The sequence below is a fragment of the Kitasatospora sp. NPDC041917 genome (assembly GCF_055589745.1).
Window position 1 is genome coordinate 105728 of record NZ_JBVJBI010000021.1, and the last position, 19096, is coordinate 124823.

Genomic DNA, 19096 nt, shown 5'->3' on the forward strand with positions numbered 1-19096 from the left:
CCGACGACGTGCGTCCCGTCTACTTCGCCGCCGCCCGCCGCACACCCATCGGCCGGCTGCGCGGCGCGCTCGCCACGGTCCGCCCGGACGACCTCTCGGCCACCGTGCTGCGCGCCCTGCTCGCCGACGTCCCCGCGCTCGACCCCGCCCGGATCGACGACGTCTACTGGGGCGCCGCCAACCAGGCCGGCGAGGACAACCGCAACGCCGCCCGGATGGCCGTCCTGCTGGCCGGCCTGCCGGAGACCGTCCCCGGAGCCACCGTCAACCGGCTCTGCGCCTCCGGCCTGGAGGCCGTCACCCTCGCCGCCCGGGCCATCGGCTCCGGCGAGGCGGACGTGGTGCTGGCCGGCGGCTGCGAGTCGATGACCCGCGCCCCCTTCGTCCTGCCCCGCCCGGACGAGGCGCTGCCGCACCGGATGGAGACCTTCGACACCCGGCTCGGCTGGCGGCTCACCAACCCGCGGATGGCCGAACTGCACGGCGTGCTCGGCATGGGCGAGACCGCCGAGGAGGTGGCCGCCCGGTACGGCATCGGCCGGGAGCGCCAGGACGCCTTCGCGCTGCGCAGCCACCGACGGGCCGGCGCCGCCCGCAAGGACGGGCACTTCGACGCCGAACTGGTCCCGGTCGAGCGGCCGGACGGGGTGACGGTGAGCCGGGACGAGGGCATCCGCGAGGACACCAGCCTGGCGAAGCTCGCCGGCCTCAAGCCGGTGTTCCGCGTCGGGGGCACGGTCACCGCCGGGAACGCCTCGCCGATGAACGACGGCGCGGCCGGGCTCGTCCTGGTCGGCGAGGAGGCGCTGCGCGACCTCGGGCTCCAGCCGCTCGGCCGGTACGTGGCCGGCGCCTCGGCCGGGGTGCACCCGGACGTCATGGGCATCGGTCCGGTGCCGGCCACGGCGAAGGTGCTCGCGCGGGCCGGCTGGTCGCTCGCCGATCTGGACACCGCCGAACTGAACGAGGCCTTCGCCGCCCAGGCGCTGGCCTCCGCCGACGGCATCGGTTTCGGACCGGAGCAGGCCGAGGAGGTGGTCAACCCCAGCGGCGGGGCGATCGCGCTCGGCCACCCCCTGGGCGGCTCCGGCGCGCGCATCCTCACCACCCTGCTGCACCGGATGCGCCGTACCGGTGCCCGGCGCGGCCTGGCCACCATGTGCGTGGGTGTGGGGCAGGGAACGGCCGTGCTGGTCGAGAACGTCTGACCATCCGTGGTCCACCGCTTGTCGACCGTCGACTTGTCGACTGTCGATCCCCACCACCGAGGAGTTCACATGACGCGGTTCGCGGACAAGGTCGCCGTGGTGACCGGCGCGGCGCAGGGCATCGGGGCGGCCACCGCCCGCCGGCTGGCGGAGGAGGGCGCGGCGGTCGCCGTCGTCGACCTCACCGCCGAGCGGGCGGCCGGGACGGTCGCCGAGATCACCGCCAAGGGCGGCACCGCACGGGCGTACGGCTGCGACGTGGCCGACTACGACGCCGTGGAGGCGGTGTTCGCCCAGGTCGCGGCGGACCTCGGCGGGCTGCACATCCTGGTCAACAACGCCGGGATCACCCGGGACAACCTGTTCTTCCGGATGCCCAAGGCCGACTGGGACGCGGTGCTGACGGTCAACCTGACCAGCGCGTACAACTGCAGCCACGTGGCACAGAAGTACATGGTGGCGCAGAAGTACGGGAAGATCGTCTCGCTCAGCTCGCGCTCCGCCCTCGGCAACCGGGGCCAGGCCAACTACGCGGCCGCCAAGGCCGGTATCCAGGGCCTCACCGCGACCCTGGCGATCGAGCTGGGCCCGTTCAACATCAACGTCAACGCCGTCGCGCCCGGGTACATCGCCACCGCGATGACCGCGGCCACCGCCGAACGGGTCGGCAGCAGCGCCGAGGACCACCAGGGCGAGGTCGCCGCCCGGACGCCGCTGCGCCGGGTCGGGCAGCCGGAGGAGATCGCCTCGGTCGTCGCCTTCCTGGCCAGCGAAGAGGCCTCCTACGTCAGCGGGCAGACGCTGTACGTCAACGGCGGGGCGCGCTAGCCGCCTTCCTGACGCATCGTCACCAGGTCGTCCCAGGTGGGGAGTTACTTTCCCCTGGGACGACCTTTACCTTTTCGCGTGGCCGAGCATGACCATGCCCTTGATCATACGACCCCACCAATTGACTATGGCATGATCATGCGGCTCTCGATGGGATGGCCGGACCGACCCGACCGAACCAGGTCAGGCCCTGCGCCCCAAGGAGCCCCATGGGCAGCCCCGCCACCCTCCGCCGCGCCCTGGCCCTTCTCGCCGTGGGGGCCACCGCCCTCACGGCCGGCACCGTCGCCGTACCGGCCGCCGGTACCGCGATCGCCTCCCCTGCCCACGACCTCACGGGCGTCCACGTCCGCCCCGCCTCCTTCGGGCAGCACAGCGCCCAGGGCCGCCCCGCCCCGCTGAGCACCACCCAGTGCGTCAGCCAGGTCGGCATCCACTGCTACTCGCCGCTCCAGTACCGGGCCGCCTACAACCTGAACCCGCTGTACCAGGAGGGCATCACCGGCAAGGGCCGCACGATCGTCATCGTCGACTCCTTCGGCTCGCCGACCATCCAGCACGACCTGGAGGTCTTCGACAAGCAGTGGGGCATCCCGGACACCAACGTCGAGGTGGTCAAGTGGGGCAACGTCCCCACCTGGGACCCGAAGAACCCCGACCACACCGGCTGGGCCGGCGAGACCACCCTGGACGTCGAGTACGCCCACGCGATCGCCCCCGACGCCCACATCATCCTGGTCGAGACCGGCGTCGCCGAGACCGAGGGCACCACCGGCCTGCCCGAGATGATGGACGCCGAGAAGGCCCTCATCAAGGCCGGCCGCGCCGACGTCATCTCGCAGAGCTTCGGCGCCACCGAGAACACCTTCCCGGGCTACGACAAGGGCGACTTCAAGTCGCTCACCGATCTGCGGTACGCCTTCCAGGCCGCCGCCGACCACAACGTGACCGTGCTCGCCGCCTCCGGCGACAACGGCGCCACCGACGCCCAGGAGAACGGCAGCGACCTGTACCCGTACAAGGTCAACTCCTGGCCGTCCTCGGACCCGCTGGTCACCTCCATCGGCGGCACCCAGCTCACCCTGGACGACTCCGGCAACCGCACCGCGCCCGACAAGGTGTGGCACGACAAGTCCGGCGCCGGCGGCGGTGGCGTCTCGGGCATCTTCGAGCGCCCGTGGTACCAGGCCGGCGTCGCCAACGTCACCGGCAACCACCGCGGCACCCCGGACATCAGCATGAGCGCGGCCGTGGACGGCGCCGCCTGGACCTACGAGTCCTACGACCCGACCTCGGTCGGCTGGCACCTCACCGGCGGCACCAGCGAGGCCACCCCGCTGTTCTCGGGCGTCGTCGCGCTCGCCGACCAGCTCGCCGGCCACCGCCTCGGCCAGCTCAACTGGCGCCTCTACGGCATGAACCTGCTGCCGAGCAAGTGGAGCGGCATCGTGGACGTCAAGCAGGGCGACAACGGCTGGAACGGCGTCACCGGTTACAACGCCGCCGAGGGCTACGACCTCGCCAGCGGCCTGGGCACCATCGACGGCGCGAAGTTCGTGCACGCCATCGCCGGTCGGTGAGCCGCCCGGTCGCCGGGTCGCGAGTGACAGGTGACCGGTAACAGGTGACAGCGAACAGCTGACAGATTTCGAAATCTGTCAGCTGTTCGCTGTTTTCCGTCTGCTGTCGTCCGTCCGCCGTCCGCCGTTCCCCGCCGGTCGGCGGACGGCGGGGAACAGCGGCCGCGGTGGCGGCCGGCGGACGGCGGTCCCGGCGGACGCCGACTGTCAGCCGGTGGCGGCAGCGGCCAACTGGGCGAGGTAGCGCTCGGCGGCACGGAGCTTGCGGCCGTCGGGGCCCGGGAGGTGGGCGCGCAGTTCGATGATCTCCGGGGCGATCCGGATGGCCTCCGCGCGGTCGGTGATCGCGCGCCAGCAGGCCTCGGCGTTGGTGGCCGCCCGCTGGGTCTCCGGATGGTCCGGCCCCTGGGAACGGAGCAGCGTCAGGGCCACCTCGCGGTAGATCTCCGCGGCCTCGGCCGACCGGCCCGCGAGCCGGCAGACGTGCGCCCGGACCTGCCGGACCTGCAGCACCGGCTCGGAGACGGCACCGTGCTCGGCGATCGCCTCCAGTTCGAGGGCGAAGGCCAGGTCGGTGGCGGCGGCGTGGTCCCCGGCGTCGGCGCTGCGGACGATCCGTCCGATGACCTCGCGGTAGTCCGCCCGGGGCGGCCTGGCCGCAGCGGCCTCGTCGGCCGACGCTTCGGCAGCGGTGCCGGCCGGGCTGTCGGCCGGGGCGTCGGCCTGGGCGGGCGGCGCGTCGGCGGGAGCTTCGCCGGCCGGTCCCTCGCCGCCCGGTCCCTCGCCTGCCGGTCCCTCGCCGCCCGGTCCCTCGCCTGCCGGTCCCTCGCCGCCCGGTCCATCACCCTGCGGTACGGCGTCGACCGGTGCCTCGTCAGCGGGCTGCTCGTCGGCCGGGACGGCGTCAGCAGGCTCCTCCTCCGTCCGCGCCTCGTCGGCCGGAACGGCGGCGGCGGGAGCCACTTCGGCGGGCGCCTCCTCCGCCCCCGCGCGCGCCTCCGGGACGGCGTCCCTGGGCTGCTCCGTGACCGCGGGGGCCTCTTCGGCCCCGGGCCCCTCCGCAGCCTCGGACTCCTCCGCGACGGCCTCCCCGGTCGCGTCCCCGCCCGCCGCTCCGGCCGTCTCCGCCGTCGTCTCCGCCGTCGTCTCCGCAGCCGTCCCCTCGACCGCCTCCACCGCGGTCTCGGAGGCCACCACGGCTTCCTCCTGGGGGAGTTCGGGCTCGGCGACCACGACGTCCGCGGGCTCCGGCCGGGGCTTGAGGAGCGTGACGCCCGCCGGGGGCGTGCCGTCGTCCACGGGCACGGCGTCGGCCGGGGCGGGCTTGCGCAGGGTCACGCCCGGCGCCTCGGCCGTTCCGCCCGCCTTCAGCAGGCTCACCGGGCGGGCCGGCCGCGGCGGAGTGGGCGGGACGCCCGGCTTGACCAGGCTGACCGGACCACCCGCGGTCGCCGGGGAGCCGACGGCCGCGGTCGACGGCTCGGGCATCGCGGCCGGTACCGGCGACGGCCACCCCGGGGCGGCGTCCCGCGGTTCCGTCGGACGCGGCAGCGGCGACGCCAGGGGCGGCGGCAGGTCGGAGAGCGCCACGCCGGCGGCCGGCACCGGCGGCACGTCGGCCGGCAGGCCCTCGCCGCGACGGGCGGTGTTGCGGAAGAACGGCCGGTCCGGGGCGTGGGTGGCCAGGACGATCACGTCCGGCCGCAGCACCGAGTACACCTGCTGCCGCAACTGCTCGGGCGCGAGCACCTCGCCCGCGCCGGGCCGTCCGCCGTGCAGCGCCTCGATCAGCGCGCGGGTGAAGGTGCCGATCTGCTCCGGGTCCGGGCTGACCACCGCCCACAGCGGGATGCCCTCGCTGAGCGGGGAGACGGTGCCCTGGAGGTACGGCCAGGCGTTCTGGTCGGCACTCAGGTCGGCGATGACGAGGGTCTGCCACTCCGCCGGACGGTGGCTCAGCTCGGCGGCGACGGACTGCCAGGGGAGGCCGTCCTGCTTGGCGTCGCGCAGGGTCAGCTGGAGCTGCCCGCCGCGCTTGTCGGCGACGATGTGGCCGCCCAGGTGGACCAGCAGCGGTCCCGGGTGGCGGGAGGCGGCGCGCAGGTGGGCGAGGACGGTGTGCGGGTCACCGGCGCCGGGGAGGTGGACGGCGTCCACCGCGTCCGCCGCGAGCAGCACCTGCGGCGAGACGGCGGCGAGCATCGCCGAGAGCACCGGCGCCTGGGCCGGTCCGCCGCGGCCCCAGGTGCGGCGGCCGGAGTTGCCGTACCCGCCCTCGATCACCAGGATCCGCCCGCGCGGCGCGGCACCGAGGCCACCCGCACCGATGCCGCCCGCGCCGAGCCCGCCCGCACCGCCGACGGTGGCCGGCGTCGCGCTCTGGACCGGGAACGGCGGCGGGGTCGCCGAGGAGGCGAACCCGGCGGTGGGCAGGCCGGTGAGGGTCCACCCGGTGGGCGGAACGGGCGGTGCGGCCGGGGGCGCGGGCGGCGGCATGGGCGCCTGTCCGACCGGCTGCACGCCCCCCTGCGTGCCCGCCCCGGAAGCAGGTACGGCCCCCGGAGGAACACCCGGTACGGAAGCGGCGACCGGAGCGGGGGCAGGGGCGGGGGCAGGGGCGGCCGGGGGCGGCGGCGGCTCGTACAGCGCTGCGGGGCCGGGCGGATGCTCCTCGGCCGGGAGGCGCGGGGGCGGCGGTACGGCGTCCCAGGGCCCCGAGCCGCCGGCCGGGTCGGGACCTCCGGAAACCGCTGTCGTCTCCGCCATCTCCTGGTCACCGCCCCGCCCCGCCGCTCCCGCGGCGTCTGATGCCCTCGCCTGTGTGGCGCCTGCCACCACACTCCGTGCGCGCCACCCTACGAGATCCCGGCTCACCCGTTCCAGGCCGGGTGGCCGATCGGTGCACCACACCACCCGCGCCGCCCCGCTAAGGTGCCGTCATGGTCGATGCCGATCGCCCCTTGCTCTTCCTCGACGTGGACGGCCCGCTGATCCCCTTCGGCGACCCTCCCCCCGGCGGCTACCCCACCTACCGCAGCCCGTACGTCCCGCCCGGCACGGCGATGGGCGGGAATCCGCTGATCGCCCGCGTGAACCCGGAGTTGGGGCCGCGGCTGCTGAGTCTGCCGGGCGAGCCGGTGTGGGCCACCACCTGGCTGGAGGACGCCAACGAGTGCCTCGCGCCCTGGCTCGGCCTGCCCCGACTCCCCGTCGTGGACTGGCCGGTGGACGACACGGGTGCCATGGACGCCCCGGACGCCCCTGCGACGACGGACCCGCCGGACATCACGAACTGGCCGGACGGGCCGGACGGCCTGCACTGGAAGACCCGTGCGCTGGTCGCATGGGCGGACGGGCGGCCGTTCGCCTGGGTGGACGACGAGATCACCGAGCCCGACCGCCGCTGGGTCGCCGCCCACTCCCCCGCCCGCACCCTGCTCCACCGGGTGGATCCCCGACGCGGGCTCACCGAGGCGGACTTCACCGCCCTGGACGCCTGGCTGCGGGCGGTCTGACCGGCCACCGGCCCGCCGATCCGCCGATCCGCCGATCCTCCGGACCGCCGCTCCACGGATCGGCCCACCGACCGATCCGCCGACCGCATCCGTACCGAATGTCCACACGACCGCCACATTCGCCGTCGGCCCGTCAACACGACTGCCCGGCCACCCCCGTGGGAGTGGCCGGGCAGTCGGCGATCCACCTCAGGATCCCGCGAGCAGGTCCCGCAGCAGGGCGACGGTGTCGGCGTCCAGGTCCCGGCCGGTCCGGCGGCTGAGCGCGTCCAACCGGTTGACGGCGCGTAGGAGTTGGTCGCGGGCGCCGGCCGAGGCGTAGGCGTAGAAGAGGTCCCGGTGCAGCAGTTCGACGTCCGGGGCGACGGCGAGGCCGCGGAAGACGGCGGCCTCGGCGCTGCGGTGGTCGCCGTACTGCAGACGCCGGGCGGCCAGTTCGTGGGCCGTGTCGACGATCGCCGCGATCATGTCCTGCCGCTCGGCCTCGGCCCAGCCGTACGAGGCCGGCGGGGCCTCCGCGAACGGCGCCCCGCGGACCAGGGCCAGGGCGTGGGCGAGGGCCGCGTCGGCGGTGGCACTGGTGCTGCGCATGCCGCGCCGGTAGAGGCCGCGGAACTCGTCCCAGTCGCAGGTGACCGCCGGGGCGAAGGAGTACCCTTCGGTGCCCTCGGTGGGCAGGAAGGCGCGGCCCTCCGGGGAGGTGCCGAACCAGGCGGCCAGGTCGCCGAGTTTGGCCACCACCGGGCTCTGGGCGTCGGCCGAGGTGGGGTGCGGGTCGAGGTGCGCCGCGCCGGGGTGCAGATCGTGGTCGAGCGCGTGGCGGTCCGACCCCGGACGCAGCGCCAGGTAGACGGCCAGCTCGGTGAGCCGGGGCAGCGCGCCGGGGACGACGGTGCCGAGGACCCCCGCGACGTCCACCGGGCCGAGCAGCCGGATCCGGGGGGCGTTGCGGGCGGCGTGCGCCTCCGGGGAGCGGAGAATGGCGAGCAGGTCGTCGCTGTCGCTGCGCCCGGGGGTGGTCCGGGCGACCGGGGCGACGGCGGCGGGGCCCGGTTCGACGGCGGGCTCGAACTCCCCCGCACCTGCGGGGTCCGCGGTCCCGACCGTCTCGGCGGTCCCGGCCGTTTCCGCGGTCCCGGCCGGACCGGTCCCGGCGGCGACGGCGGGCACCGCGGCGGACGCGGCCGACGGCGCCGACTCCTCGGCCCGCTCCGGCGCGGTCGGCTCCGCCGTCCCCGGCTCCGCCACCACGGGAGGCGACACCACGGACTGCGGAACGACGGACGTCGGGACGACGGGCTTCGGGACGACGGGCTTCGGGACGACCGGCTGGACGGCGAGCACGACCGTCGCCGTGGACTCCGAGGAGGTGTCCCCCGACTCGTCCGCCCCCTCGCCCTCCGGCAGGCCCGGGCGCCGCAGGTCCCGGGTGGTCTCGTCGGTGGCCGCCTGCCTCCCCTGCCCGTTGACGACGAACCGCGCCGGACCGGCCGGAACCGGCGCTGGGGCCGGAGCCGGGACCGCAGCCGAAGCCGCGGGCGGCAGGGCGGCGGGACCCGGAGCGGGCGTCACCGGATCGGTGCCCGCGAACGGGCTGGCCCCGGTGCCGATGACCCGGGCGAGCAGCCGCGGACCGGCGGCCGCGTCCGCGCCCTCCTCCGCCCCGACGGCCGAGGCCCCACCGACCGACAACCCGCCGACCGAAGCCCCGACGGCGGCCAGCACCGGTACGGCGGCCGGCAGTTCGGCGGTGTCGGGGTCGTCCTCCGGCCCGTCCAGGGTCCAGGCCGGGGCCGGGTGCTGGGTGGTGTCGTCGGCGGCCCGGAGCAGCTCGGCGACCTGGTCGTACTGGTGGCCGCTGAGCCGCTGGAGCTCGACCGTGAGGTGCAGGCCCGGGATCGCGGCCTGGCCGGAGGTCGGCAGGGTCCAGCGGGCGACCGGGCCGGTGCCGCGCTCGGGGGCGCGGGTGATGACGGCGACGCAGGTGCGCGGGCGGGCATCGAGCAGGCGTCCGAGCTCGGCCGGGACGTCCCCGCCGGGCTGGTGTGCGCAGAGCACGATCTCGGGCGTCCAGGACTCGTCGGCCTGGCCCCGGCTGCGGGCCTCGCGCGGGCTGGTGGCCTCGGCGGCGACCAGGGTGGCGCGGGCCTTGGCGGTGCGCGGGCCGAGGGCGGCGAGCGCGGCCTCCAGGGTGGGGTGGCGGTGCACCCGTTCGGCGGCCGGTCCGCTGATCGGCATTTCCTCGGCGAGGTCCACCAGGTGCAGGTGGAGCCGGTCGGCCAGCGGGCTGTGGGCCAGTTCGATGGCGAGGGTGCGCAGCACGTCCCGGGCGTCGTCCGGGTGGCCGGACAGGTGGAGCAGCCGGACGGCCTCCAGGTCGGCGAGGACCACCGAGCCGTCCGGCGAGGTGCCGAGGGTGACCAGCGCGGGGTACGGCGCGGCGGTCCGCCGGGCCTGGCCGGGGCTGAGCAGGTCGCCCGAGTCGGCGCTGCACCACCACACGTTGGCGGCGTGCGCGGCGCGGAACGGCGCGATCGGGGTGGCCGGGCCGGACAGGTGCAGCTCGATGGTCTGGCCCTGGGTGATCCGGGCGGCGACGATGGCGGGCAGCCGCTTGCCGCCGCGCACGGTGTTGCGGGCCATGGTGCGCAGGGCGCGGTCCAGCAGTTCCAGTCCGGCCTGGTCCTGCCGGGCCATCAGCTCGTTCTCGAAGGCGGCGGCCTCGGCGTCGGGCATCGCGATGCGGTGCCGGGGGCGGCGGGCGCGCTGCTGGCCGCCGCGCTTGTGGGCGACGGCGCCGACCATGATGGCGGCGAGCAGGACGCCGACGGTGGAGGCCGAGAGCGCGACGGTGTAGTCGTCGCTGGGGGCCGGGTCGGCGTGCGCGGCGGGGGCGGGCGCGTGGGCCGGTGCGGGCGTGGGCGCGGGCGCCGGGGCCGACTGCGGCGTGCCCTGCGCGGGTGCGCCCTGCGGGGGAGCGCCCTGCGCCGGGGCCTGGTCGGCGGGTGCCGGGACCTGGTCGGCAGGAGCCGGTGCGGGCGCCGGCGCCGGTGCGGCACCGCCCGCCCCCGGCACCGTGAGCACCATCCCCGGCACCACCACGTCCGGGTCCGTCAGCTGCTCCCCGTCCGGGGCCTGCGCCCCCTTGTTCGCCTCGAACAGCTTCGGCCACTGCTCCCCGTCCCCCAGCTCCCGCTGGGCGATGGCCGACAGGCTGTCCCCGGCCTGGACGGTGACGGTCCGCTGCCCGCCCGATCCGCCCGCACCACCGGCACCACCGGGCCCCCCGGCCTCCGTCCCGGACTGCGGAACGTTCTGCGGGGCACCCTGCGGCGTCCCCTGCGGGGTGCCCTGCGCCGCGTCCCCGGAGGGAGCCGGTGCGGGAGCCGGAGCCGGTGTCCTCGCCTCGTCCGGCTTGGCGTCCGCCGGCATCAGCAGTTCCCAGCCGGGCTGGATCGGCCGCTCGGCGTCGAAGCGGACGCCCGAATCACCCATCACCCGGCCCTCGTTGAGCTTGGCGATCTCCATCCACCGCTCGCCCGAGCCCAGTTGGCGCTCGGCGATGGACCACAGGCTGTCGGCCGGCCGGGCGTCGCGCACCGTGTAGGTGCTCTGCTGTTCGGCGGCCGGGGTCGGGGCCGGCGCGGCCGGCGCGGCGGGCAGTGCGGCGCGCTGCACGCCCGGCGTCAACTGCGCCTGGACGACCGGGCCGTGGGCGGCGTCGGGGACGGCCGCGAAGGCCGAGCCGGCCACCGGCAGCAGGGCGAGCACCGAGCCGACCAGTCCGGCCGCGATCCGCTGGCTCCAGCCGAAGGCCGGGATGCGGCGGGCGATCCGGCCGCGCAGCTGGGCGGGGATCTCCAGCAGGACGGAGAGCGCGAAGCAGGCCCAGGCGAGCCAGCCGACCACCACCAGCGCCCACAGGAACAGGCTTCCGTCGTCCGGGCTGGTGAGCGCCTCGCCCACCCCGCCCGAGGCGACCTCACCCATCCCGGCGACCGCCTGGGTGCCGTACAGCAGCAGTGCGGGGACGCCCAACAGCAGGGCGAGCAGGGCGACCAGCGCGCCGAGCGCGGTGATCACGGCACGGCCGCGCCCGCGGGGTGGTCGGGGCGCCGGGGCGGCGGGCCTTCGGGCGCCGCCGGCGCGATGGGACGTCCCGGCCCGGCCGTTGCGGGCCTGGGCGGTACGGGCCTGGTCCTTGGCACGTGGCGCGGCCATCAGTCGGTCTCCGCTTTCTCGACTCCGTGGACGAGGGTCGCACTGCCCTTGCCCGTTACCTTCCGTTGCCCGAGGGCGCCCAGCAGGACCGGGCGGTAGTCGGCCTGCACGGTGACGGTGACGACCTTGCCGTCACCGGAGAACTCGATGTCGCCCGCGTGCAGGCCGTACAGGCGCAGATAGGCGTCGGCGGCGTCCCGGACGTCTTTCTCCTGGACCTTGAAGCCCTTGCCCTGCAGGACGGCCGCCCGGTCGAGCTGCTGGCCGCCGACCCGCGCGGCCTCCAGAGCGTAGGCGTCGGTCCGCTCGGCGACCCGCAGCCGGCCGCCGGCGTCGATCACCAGGGCGATGACGAGCACGACGTAGGCCGCGCAGATCGCCACGAAGAGGGCCACCGCGCCCCGGTCGGACCGGCGCGCCGACAGCCGTCGCCGCAGACGGCTCACCACTCCCGTCCCCTCCCCCCACTTCGCACGCTGCTCTCCCCACCGGCCCCCACCGGGCGCCACTCGGTACCGCTGTGTCATCCCCCGGGCGCTCTCCGCTTGCGTCTCCCCCGCACGGGCCGTCTCCAATCCCCCGTCTTCCCGGCGACGGCGCCGCGCACCGTCATGTGCCCCGGTAACGGTCCACCACCGAGGTGAACTCGCCGACGAGGTGCTTCGTCACGGGTACCCCGGACGGTCCGCCGAGCAGGTCGGCCAGTTCCACGTCGCAGATCACCGTGACGGTGACGGTCGTGGCCGGTCCGCCCGGCAGGTTCAACTCCCCCTTGCCGACCCGCACGTCCCCGTTGCGGCAGGACACGCCCTGCTGGCGCAGGGTGGCGAGGGCGGACTCCCTGGCCGGCTGGTCCATCCCGTCCACGCTGCGCTGCAGGGAGGCGGTCCGGGCCCCGGCCCGGGCGGCGGCCTCCACGGTACCGGCCGTGGTCTGCACCCGACCGGCGGCGATGGCCACCAGGACCAGCCCGACGACCCCCGGCACGACGATCGCCGCCTCGATCGCGATCCCGCCGCGGTCCCGCCTACGCCGCCGCGACCAGAACCGCCGCCGCGGCGGCCGCGATGGCCGCCGCCACCCGCCGGGTGCCCGCGGTTCACTCCTCACGGCTTCGCCACCGGCGCCACGAAGCGCTCGCGCGGCGCCTCGGCGAACTGGGTGACGGTGGGCGCCCTGAGCCCGGGTATCAGCAGCGGCGGGGTCAGCTCCACGGTGACCCGGACGGTCTGGGCCGTGCTGCCGTCGGTCCGCACCACGTACCCGCGCACACCCTGCCGGTCGAGGAAGTCCCGGGCCTGCCGCTGGGCCGCCTCGTTCTTCTCGCCGTCCGTCGCGCCGCTCTGCACCCGTCCGGCGTCCACACCCTCGCGGGCCGCGGTGAGCGCGACCTGCCGGTCGTACCAGAGCAGCGCGGCCTGGACGACGAGCAGCAGGAGCAGCAGGACGACCGGGAAGACGATGGCGAGGCTCACGCTCATCGACCCCCGGTCGCCCCTGCGGCGGAGAGCAGGACGCATCACTGGGTGGCGCCGCCCGCGCCCGCGCCGCCCGGCATGTTCGGGTCCTGCTCGACCTTCTTGACGACCTTGTCCTTCAGCAGGTAGAGCGCCGTCGCCACGGCACCGGCGACGAAGACCAACGCGATGATGGCGAGGGCGAGTTCGATGCTGATCGCACCGCGGTCGCCGCGCGCCCGGGCGGCCCGCAGCCGGCCGAGCCGCAGGGTGAACAGCATCAGTGCGAACTGGACCGGTAGCAGGGCGGGTCGCAGCACCCGGTCTGCCAGGTGGGCGATTCGTGCGGTCATCGGGTTCTCCCGGGGATGTGGCGGTGTGGTGTGGTGGTGCCGGCTGCTCTGAACGGGCGGGTCGGGCTTGCGAGGTCTCGTCGGGGACGGTACGCGGCCGTGGAACACGGTCAGTTGAGCATCTGGTGCAGGGCGGGGAAGACGATCAGGACGGTCATCAGCAGGGTCAGCGCGGCCCCGGGCGCGACCATCCGTTCGCTGTCGGCGTTCGCCCGGGCGAGGTCCTCGGCGAGCAGTTCCCCGCGCAGGCCCTTGGCGCGGGCCCGCAGGGTGTCGTAGACGGCGGCGCCGTCGGTGCCGGACAGCCGCATGATGTCGGCCACGTCCTGGAGCGGGCTGAGCCCCAGTTCCTCGGCCAGCGCGTCGAGTCCGGCCCACGGCGGGAGCCGGTCGGTGGCCGCGCGCTCCAGGGCGTCGCGGATCCGCCGGAACACCGTGCCCTGCCCGACCGCGGCGGCCCGGCGCAGCGCCTCGGCGGGGCCGCAGTCGGCGGCCCGCTCCATCGCGACGAGTTCCAGGTAGGCGGCGATGCCGTGCAGGTATTCGGTGCGCGCCTCCTTGGCCTCGCCGCGCACCACGGCGTCCGGGACGAACCAGAGCAGCCCGGCCAGCAGCGGCCCGGCGACCAGCGGCAGCGCGAACGGCAGGCCGGTGTCCATCAGCACGGCCATCGCCCCCAGGTAGGCGGGCAGCAGCAGGCCGAGCGCGGCGAACAGCAGCTTGTGCACCATGAACCGGGCCGGGGTGCGGCCGATCAGGGCGAGTTCACGGCGCGGTACGGAGACCCCGCGCAGGTGGACGGACCGCTCGCCGATCCGGTCGTACCAGCGGGGCCGCTCGTCCGGGTCCTGCTCGCGGTCGGCGGGGGTGGCGTGCAGCCGGTCCAGCGCCTGGCGCAGGTCCGGTGGCGCCGGCCGCAGTTCGGCGACCAGGAGGGCGAGGCCGCCGGCCGCGAAGGCGCCGGCCAGCACGGACCAGGGCGAGATCACCGGACCTCCCCGAGCTGCTCGGCCGGCTCCGGCGCGGCCGCCGGTGCGGCGGACCGGCGCCCGCTCCTGCTGCGCCGGTCCGGCGTCAGCAGCCGGGGCACCGGCGGGTGGGAGGCCAGCGCCCGCATCCAGGCGATGATCGCCACGAACAGGGCGGCGACCACGGCGAGCACCACCTGACCGAGGAAGGTCCCGTACGGCCGGGTGTACTCGGTGTTGAAGGAGCCGACGGTGACGACCAGCACGATGATGCCGACCAGCCAGCGGATGGTGGTCCGGTGCTTGGCCCGGTCCGCCTCGATGGCGCGGCGCTGGCGGACCTCCTCGCGCACCGAGTCGGCCATGTCGGAGAGCGTGCGGGCCAGGCCGGGGCCACTGTCCCCGGCCCGCAGCACGAGCGCGGCGAGCACCTTGTCGGCGGTGGCGTCGGCGAGGCTGTCGGCGAAGGCGCGCAGCGCCTCCTCGGGCCGCCAGCGGGCCTGCAGCCGGGCGGCCAGCTCGCCGATCTCGTCCTCCAGGGCGGCCGGGGCGGTGCGGCGGCTGGTGACGATGGCCTGGTTGAGGCCGACGCCGAGCAGCAGCACGTCGGCGATCCGCTGGGTCCACTCGGAGAGCGCCTCCAGCCGCTCGATCCGGTGGGTGTCCGGGCGGGTGGTGTCGAACAGCCAGGGCAGGCCGAAGACGGCCAGCGGCACCAGCAGCGAGGTCAGCGGGATGCCGGTGAACAGCCAGGCCAGCGGCGCGCCGGCGAGCGCGAGCGGCAGCTGGACGCGGCGCATCCGCACCATCCGGTGCGCGGCCGTCCCGGGGGCGCCGTACCAGAACACGTGGATCCGGCCGGCCAGCGGGTTGGGCTCCCGCTCGGCCCCGTCCTCGGCGCCGGGCTCGCTGCCGCGGGCCCAGGCCACCAGGGCGACCAGGCCACCCGCGACCGCCAGCCCGCAGAGGGCGAAGAGCAGCATCACCGCGCGCCACCGCCGATCCGCAGCTGGAGCGGGGTGGCCCAACTCCCGTACCGGGAGCCGAGCAGCGAGGCGTCGAAGCCGGCCCGGCGCAGGTCGTCCAGGCACTGCGGCGGGGTGTGCGGGACGGCCCGCGGCTCGCCGAGGTCCGGCCGGGGACCGAAGACGGTGTTCAGTGCGGGCCGGCCGCTCTCCCCGAGGCCGGTGACCTCCAGGACGTGGGAGACGAAGCGGTGCCGGCGGCCGCCGACGGCGGTCTCGTCGACCATGGTGACGTGCACGATGAGGTCCAGGGCGTTGGCGGTGAGCCGGTAGGCGAGCGAGTCGGTCATGTGCGAGCCGTACTCCAGGCAGAGTTCGGCGATGCGGTCGACGACCATGTGCGGGCCACGGGCGTGCAGGGTGCACATCGAGCCGCCCTCGCCGTTGGTCATCACCCGCAGCATCGGGACGACCTCGCCGGAGCGGACCTCCCCGACGATGATCCGGGAGAGCGTCATGCGCAGCGCGGCCGGAATGAGGTCGCCGATGGTCAACTCCCCGGCCAGGCGCCCCTCGACGCGCTCGCCGTTGCCCTCGCGGGCCTCCATCGGGACGACCTGGCGCAGGTGGCCGAGGGTGTGCAGCCAGAGTTCGAACTCCGACTCCAGGGTGCCGATCCGCTCGTCCGGCGGGATCTCGGCGGCCATCGCGCGCAGCAGGCTGGTCTTGCCGACGCCCTGGGTACCGGTGATCATCACGTTCTTCCGGGCCCGGATCGCGGAGGCCAGGAAGGCGGCCAGGGTGGCGTCCAGGGTGCCGAGTTCGACCATCTCGGGCAGCGTCGCCGAGGCCACCCGGTGGCGCCGGATCGCGATGTACGGGCGGGGCGTCACCTCGGTGAGCGCCTGGAGGCGCATGCCGCCCTCCAGGCGCAGCGCGAGGGTCGGGCTGGCGGTGGAGAGGCTGCGCTCGCCGCCGCCGTGCTGGCGGGCCAGGTCCTGGAGCAGTTCGATGAGTTCGGCGTCGTTCTCGGCCACCGGCGGTACCTGGCGCAGGGGTTGGTGCACCTTGGAGACCCAGACGTCGTCGCAGCCGTTGATCAGGATGTTCTCGATCTCCGGGTCGTCCAGGTAGGGCTGGAGCCGGCCGGCCCGGAACAGCAGGTCGAAGACGGCCTCGGCGAGGGCGCGGTCCTGCTCGCGGGTGGGCGGGATGCCGTGGGTCTGCGCATAGGCGTCGGACCACCGGGCGACGGCCTCCTCGATCAGCGCCCGGCCGCGCTGACGGCGGGTGGCGCGGTCCGGATCGGAGCCGGAGGCGGCGGTCAACCGGGTGATCTGCTGGTGCAGTTCGGCCGCGACCTGGCGCTTGAGCTCCCGGGCGACCTGCGGGTCGACGGCGGGCCGGGTGGCGGAGCCGCGCAGGTCCAGCGAGGGCAGCTGGGAGGGCACGGCGGCGGGCCCGGCCGCGCCGGGCGGAACGGGCTGGGGCACGACGGGCTGCGCCGGGGCGGGCTGGGGCGCGACCGGTCCCGGCCGGTACCCGTGCGGCGGGACGACCGGTCCGGGCGGCGGCGCGGCCCAGGGCAGCGCGGCCGGATCGGAGGCGGGACGCTGGTGCAGGGGGCTACCGCGCACGGAGCACCTCCCCGGGGTTGTTCGGGTACGGCCCGCCCATGTCGTCCTGACTGTTCGTCACTGTCGGCTGCTGGAGCGGGTACTGGTCTTCCGGTTCGCCGTACGGGGCGGACCGGACGTGTGCCGGGAAGGGTGCCGGCGCGGCCGGCTGCGGCGCCAGCCCGGCCAGCGGCGCCACCGGGCCGGTGGTGATCACCGGCGGGACGGGCTGCGGCGGAGTGTACGAAGGCTGCTCGCCCTCCGCCGTCCCGTAGCCGGACCGGCCGTGCACGGACCGGCCGTGGGCCGCCGTGCCGTACCCTCCCGGCGGGTACGGCGACGGGCCGTGGCCGCCCGGACCGTATCCCGGCTGGGCGTACCCCGGCTGCCCGTGGTCGGACTGGCCGCCCGTCCCGTAGGCCGACTGCCCGTACGGGCCCGGCGCGGACGCGGGCGGAGGAACCGGCCCCACCCCGGACGACGGCCCCGCCCCGGGCGACGTCACGGGCCCGGACGACGGCACGGGCCCGGTCCCGGGAACGGGCACGGACACCGACGGCTGCGGCGCCATCGGCACGGGCGGGGCCGGTATCGGCGGGGCCGGCACCGGAGCCGTCGGGACCGGCGGCATCGGCACCGCCGCCGCGACCGGGGCCGCCGCCGGGCCGCCCGCCGTCAGCCGGGCCGGCGCCGCGTCCTGCGCCGCTCCCGGCGCGAGCCGCTGGCGCCGACGGCGGATCAGCAGCTGCACCTCGTCCGCCGCCGACCGCGCCGTGCGCATCAGCTCCGAGCGGATGAACCGCCGGTCGCCGGTGTCCCCGCCGTCGGAGAGCACCTTCGCCGTCCGGGTGGCGTGCGGCAGCACCCCGAGCACCGGCAGCCCGAGCTCGCGGGTCACCTCCGCCCTCGTGTACGGCCCCTCGGCGACCAGCAGCAGCCCGAGCGCGTCCGACCCGGTACCGGCGGTGGCCAGGTCCTCGGTCAGGGCGGCGAGCCGGGGCCGGACCGAGCTCAGCCCGCGCAGCGTGGTGCGCACCGTCGCCACCACCGCGTCGGCACGGCGGGCGAGCACCGCGCTGTGGCCGGTGGCCCCGGAGCGGCCGAGGTCCACGATGACGTCGTAGCCCTGCCGTTCCACGCCGTGCAGCAGTTCGGCGAGCGGTTCCCAGGTGTAGGCGAGGCCGGGCGCCTGGGTGGGGTCGGTCAGCCCGGGCAGCAGCAGCCGTTCGGCGTTGCCCTCGGGCGAGAGGTCGATCAGCTGCTCCCAGATGGTCTGCGTGAGCAGTCCGCGCCGGTCGGCGACGGCCAGGTTGCGCAGCCCGTACACCGCCTCGACCCGGCCCTCCAGGGCGCCGGCGAGCACCGCGCCGCCGTCCGGGTCGGCCTCGACCAGCAGGATCCGCCGGCCGGGCGACAGCGGCCACGACAGCAGCAGCGCCAGGGCGGTGGTGGTCGCTCCCGGTGCGCCCGGGCCGCCGACCACCGCGATCACGGCCATCAGGCGCCGCCCGTCGCGGCCGGGACCCCGGAGGCGGCGCCGCCGGGGCCCGGCGTCGTGGCCCCGGGCGCCGCGCCCCCGGGTGCGGTGGCGGCGGCCGAGGGGGCACCGCTCGGCGCCGGGACCGGCGCGGTGCCGCCGCCGGGGGCACCCGCCGCACCGCGCGGCGCGAGCAGCACCTGGATCCGCCCGCTCGCCACCCACTGCGCCAGCCGGGGCCCGTCCGCGGTACCGACCGCCACGTCGATCACCTGGCTGCCGTCGGTGTCCACCCGGCCGACGGTGATCACCGTGGCCGGCAGCGAGTCGGCCCGGCCGTTGTCGGGGGTGAAGACGACGACCAGCTGCACACCGGGCTGGAGCCGGCTGGCGGGCAGCTGGGTGCGCTTGGCCGACACCCCGACCACGATCTGCCCGGGCTGCACCGACAGGCCCTGCGCGAGGTCGGAACCGGTGAGCATCGCACCGCGCTTGAGGTCGGTCGCGGCCCGCATGCCGACCGCCTTCGCGCGGTCCTGGGCCGACACCGGGCGCAGCGCCGGGTCCCCCGCGATCCGGGCGACCACCAGGTCGTCCTCGGTGATCACCTGCCCCCACGGCACGTCCCGGGCCAGCGCCAGCACCGCGACCCGCTGGCCGGTGCTGTTGTAGAGCACGGCCCCGCCCAGCCCGCCGGCCGCGATCAGCGCGACCGCCATCGCCAGCACCGCCGGGCGCCGCCGGCGCGCCCCCATGGTCCGCCCGGGCGCGTGCGGCGCCGCCCGGCCCCGGCCCTTGCCCGGACCTGTCTGCTCCGGCTGCTCCGGGAGCGCCACGGACGCCGCCGCGCCCGCGGAGGTGCCGGATCCCGGCGTCGCGAACGTACGGTTCTCCACCGGGTTCCGCCC

The 19096-nt window shown here is 76.1% G+C and carries 15 protein-coding genes; 4 read left to right on the forward strand and 11 right to left on the reverse strand.

Annotation, left to right across the window (positions count from 1 at the left end):
- Positions 1–8: 8 nt before the first annotated feature.
- The 3 genes from ACZ6EM_RS24760 (at position 9) to ACZ6EM_RS24770 (ending at position 3616) form a co-directional block, all read left to right on the forward strand.
- Positions 9–1208: a thiolase family protein gene (locus ACZ6EM_RS24760; protein ID WP_465773252.1), complete on the forward strand. Its 1200-nt coding sequence runs from the start codon at positions 9–11 to the stop codon at positions 1206–1208.
- Between the two features lie 69 nt (positions 1209–1277).
- On the forward strand, positions 1278–2036 hold the full coding sequence (gene fabG / locus ACZ6EM_RS24765) for a 3-oxoacyl-ACP reductase FabG (RefSeq protein WP_359913768.1): 759 nt from the start codon (positions 1278–1280) through the stop codon (positions 2034–2036).
- 209 nt (positions 2037–2245) lie between these two features.
- Positions 2246–3616, forward strand: a complete 1371-nt coding sequence (locus ACZ6EM_RS24770) for a S53 family peptidase (protein ID WP_359913771.1) — start codon at positions 2246–2248, stop codon at positions 3614–3616.
- 207 nt (positions 3617–3823) lie between these two features.
- On the opposite strand, the gene ACZ6EM_RS24775 is transcribed toward ACZ6EM_RS24770, so the two are convergent.
- Entirely contained in the window at positions 3824–6136 is a 2313-nt protein-coding gene (locus ACZ6EM_RS24775) for a hypothetical protein (RefSeq protein ID WP_465773253.1), read from the reverse strand.
- A 419-nt stretch (positions 6137–6555) separates the two neighbouring features.
- Between ACZ6EM_RS24775 and ACZ6EM_RS24780 the strand changes: the two genes are divergently transcribed.
- Positions 6556–7131: an HAD domain-containing protein gene (locus tag ACZ6EM_RS24780; RefSeq protein WP_401055771.1), complete on the forward strand. Its 576-nt coding sequence runs from the start codon at positions 6556–6558 to the stop codon at positions 7129–7131.
- Between the two features lie 189 nt (positions 7132–7320).
- On the opposite strand, the gene ACZ6EM_RS24785 is transcribed toward ACZ6EM_RS24780, so the two are convergent.
- The 10 genes from ACZ6EM_RS24785 to ACZ6EM_RS24830 form a co-directional block, all read right to left on the reverse strand.
- Positions 7321–11352: a LysM peptidoglycan-binding domain-containing protein gene (locus tag ACZ6EM_RS24785; protein ID WP_465773254.1), complete on the reverse strand. Its 4032-nt coding sequence runs from the start codon at positions 11350–11352 to the stop codon at positions 7321–7323.
- Entirely contained in the window at positions 11352–11798 is a 447-nt protein-coding gene (locus ACZ6EM_RS24790; RefSeq protein ID WP_452177484.1) for a hypothetical protein, read from the reverse strand. Before ACZ6EM_RS24790 ends, ACZ6EM_RS24785 begins: the two co-directional genes overlap by 1 nt.
- A gap of 163 nt (positions 11799–11961) precedes the next feature.
- Positions 11962–12339: a pilus assembly protein gene (locus ACZ6EM_RS24795; protein ID WP_380635259.1), complete on the reverse strand. Its 378-nt coding sequence runs from the start codon at positions 12337–12339 to the stop codon at positions 11962–11964.
- Between the two features lie 119 nt (positions 12340–12458).
- A complete protein-coding gene (locus tag ACZ6EM_RS24800; RefSeq protein WP_465773255.1) occupies positions 12459–12833 on the reverse strand; it encodes a TadE/TadG family type IV pilus assembly protein in 375 nt (124 codons plus the stop codon).
- Positions 12834–12871: 38 nt separating this feature from the next.
- Positions 12872–13162 (reverse strand): hypothetical protein, encoded by a 291-nt coding sequence (locus ACZ6EM_RS24805; RefSeq protein WP_401050685.1) that lies wholly within the window; start codon positions 13160–13162, stop codon positions 12872–12874.
- A gap of 110 nt (positions 13163–13272) precedes the next feature.
- A complete protein-coding gene (locus ACZ6EM_RS24810) occupies positions 13273–14151 on the reverse strand; it encodes a hypothetical protein (protein ID WP_359913793.1) in 879 nt (292 codons plus the stop codon).
- A complete protein-coding gene (locus tag ACZ6EM_RS24815; RefSeq protein ID WP_401050687.1) occupies positions 14148–15113 on the reverse strand; it encodes a type II secretion system F family protein in 966 nt (321 codons plus the stop codon). Before ACZ6EM_RS24815 ends, ACZ6EM_RS24810 begins: the two co-directional genes overlap by 4 nt.
- Complete coding sequence (locus ACZ6EM_RS24820; RefSeq protein ID WP_380550748.1) at positions 15113–16732, reverse strand: CpaF family protein; 1620 nt, start codon at positions 16730–16732, stop codon at positions 15113–15115. Before ACZ6EM_RS24820 ends, ACZ6EM_RS24815 begins: the two co-directional genes overlap by 1 nt.
- Positions 16722–18209, reverse strand: a complete 1488-nt coding sequence (locus ACZ6EM_RS24825) for a CpaE-like family protein (RefSeq protein ID WP_465773256.1) — start codon at positions 18207–18209, stop codon at positions 16722–16724. Before ACZ6EM_RS24825 ends, ACZ6EM_RS24820 begins: the two co-directional genes overlap by 11 nt.
- Positions 18209–19084: an SAF domain-containing protein gene (locus ACZ6EM_RS24830; protein WP_465773257.1), complete on the reverse strand. Its 876-nt coding sequence runs from the start codon at positions 19082–19084 to the stop codon at positions 18209–18211. The genes ACZ6EM_RS24825 and ACZ6EM_RS24830 overlap by 1 nt, the downstream gene beginning before the upstream one ends.
- Positions 19085–19096 lie beyond the last annotated feature (12 nt).

Coding starts and splice junctions, on each gene's coding strand:
- ACZ6EM_RS24825 (WP_465773256.1), bottom strand. CDS start 18,209: ATGGCCGTGATCGCGGTGGTCGGCGGCCCGGGCGCACCGGGAGCGACC.
- ACZ6EM_RS24770 (WP_359913771.1), top strand. CDS start 2,246: ATGGGCAGCCCCGCCACCCTCCGCCGCGCCCTGGCCCTTCTCGCCGTG.
- ACZ6EM_RS24800 (WP_465773255.1), bottom strand. CDS start 12,833: ATGAGCGTGAGCCTCGCCATCGTCTTCCCGGTCGTCCTGCTGCTCCTG.
- fabG (WP_359913768.1), top strand. CDS start 1,278: ATGACGCGGTTCGCGGACAAGGTCGCCGTGGTGACCGGCGCGGCGCAG.
- ACZ6EM_RS24805 (WP_401050685.1), bottom strand. CDS start 13,162: ATGACCGCACGAATCGCCCACCTGGCAGACCGGGTGCTGCGACCCGCC.
- ACZ6EM_RS24780 (WP_401055771.1), top strand. CDS start 6,556: ATGGTCGATGCCGATCGCCCCTTGCTCTTCCTCGACGTGGACGGCCCG.
- ACZ6EM_RS24785 (WP_465773254.1), bottom strand. CDS start 11,352: ATGGCCGCGCCACGTGCCAAGGACCAGGCCCGTACCGCCCAGGCCCGC.
- ACZ6EM_RS24815 (WP_401050687.1), bottom strand. CDS start 15,113: ATGCTGCTCTTCGCCCTCTGCGGGCTGGCGGTCGCGGGTGGCCTGGTC.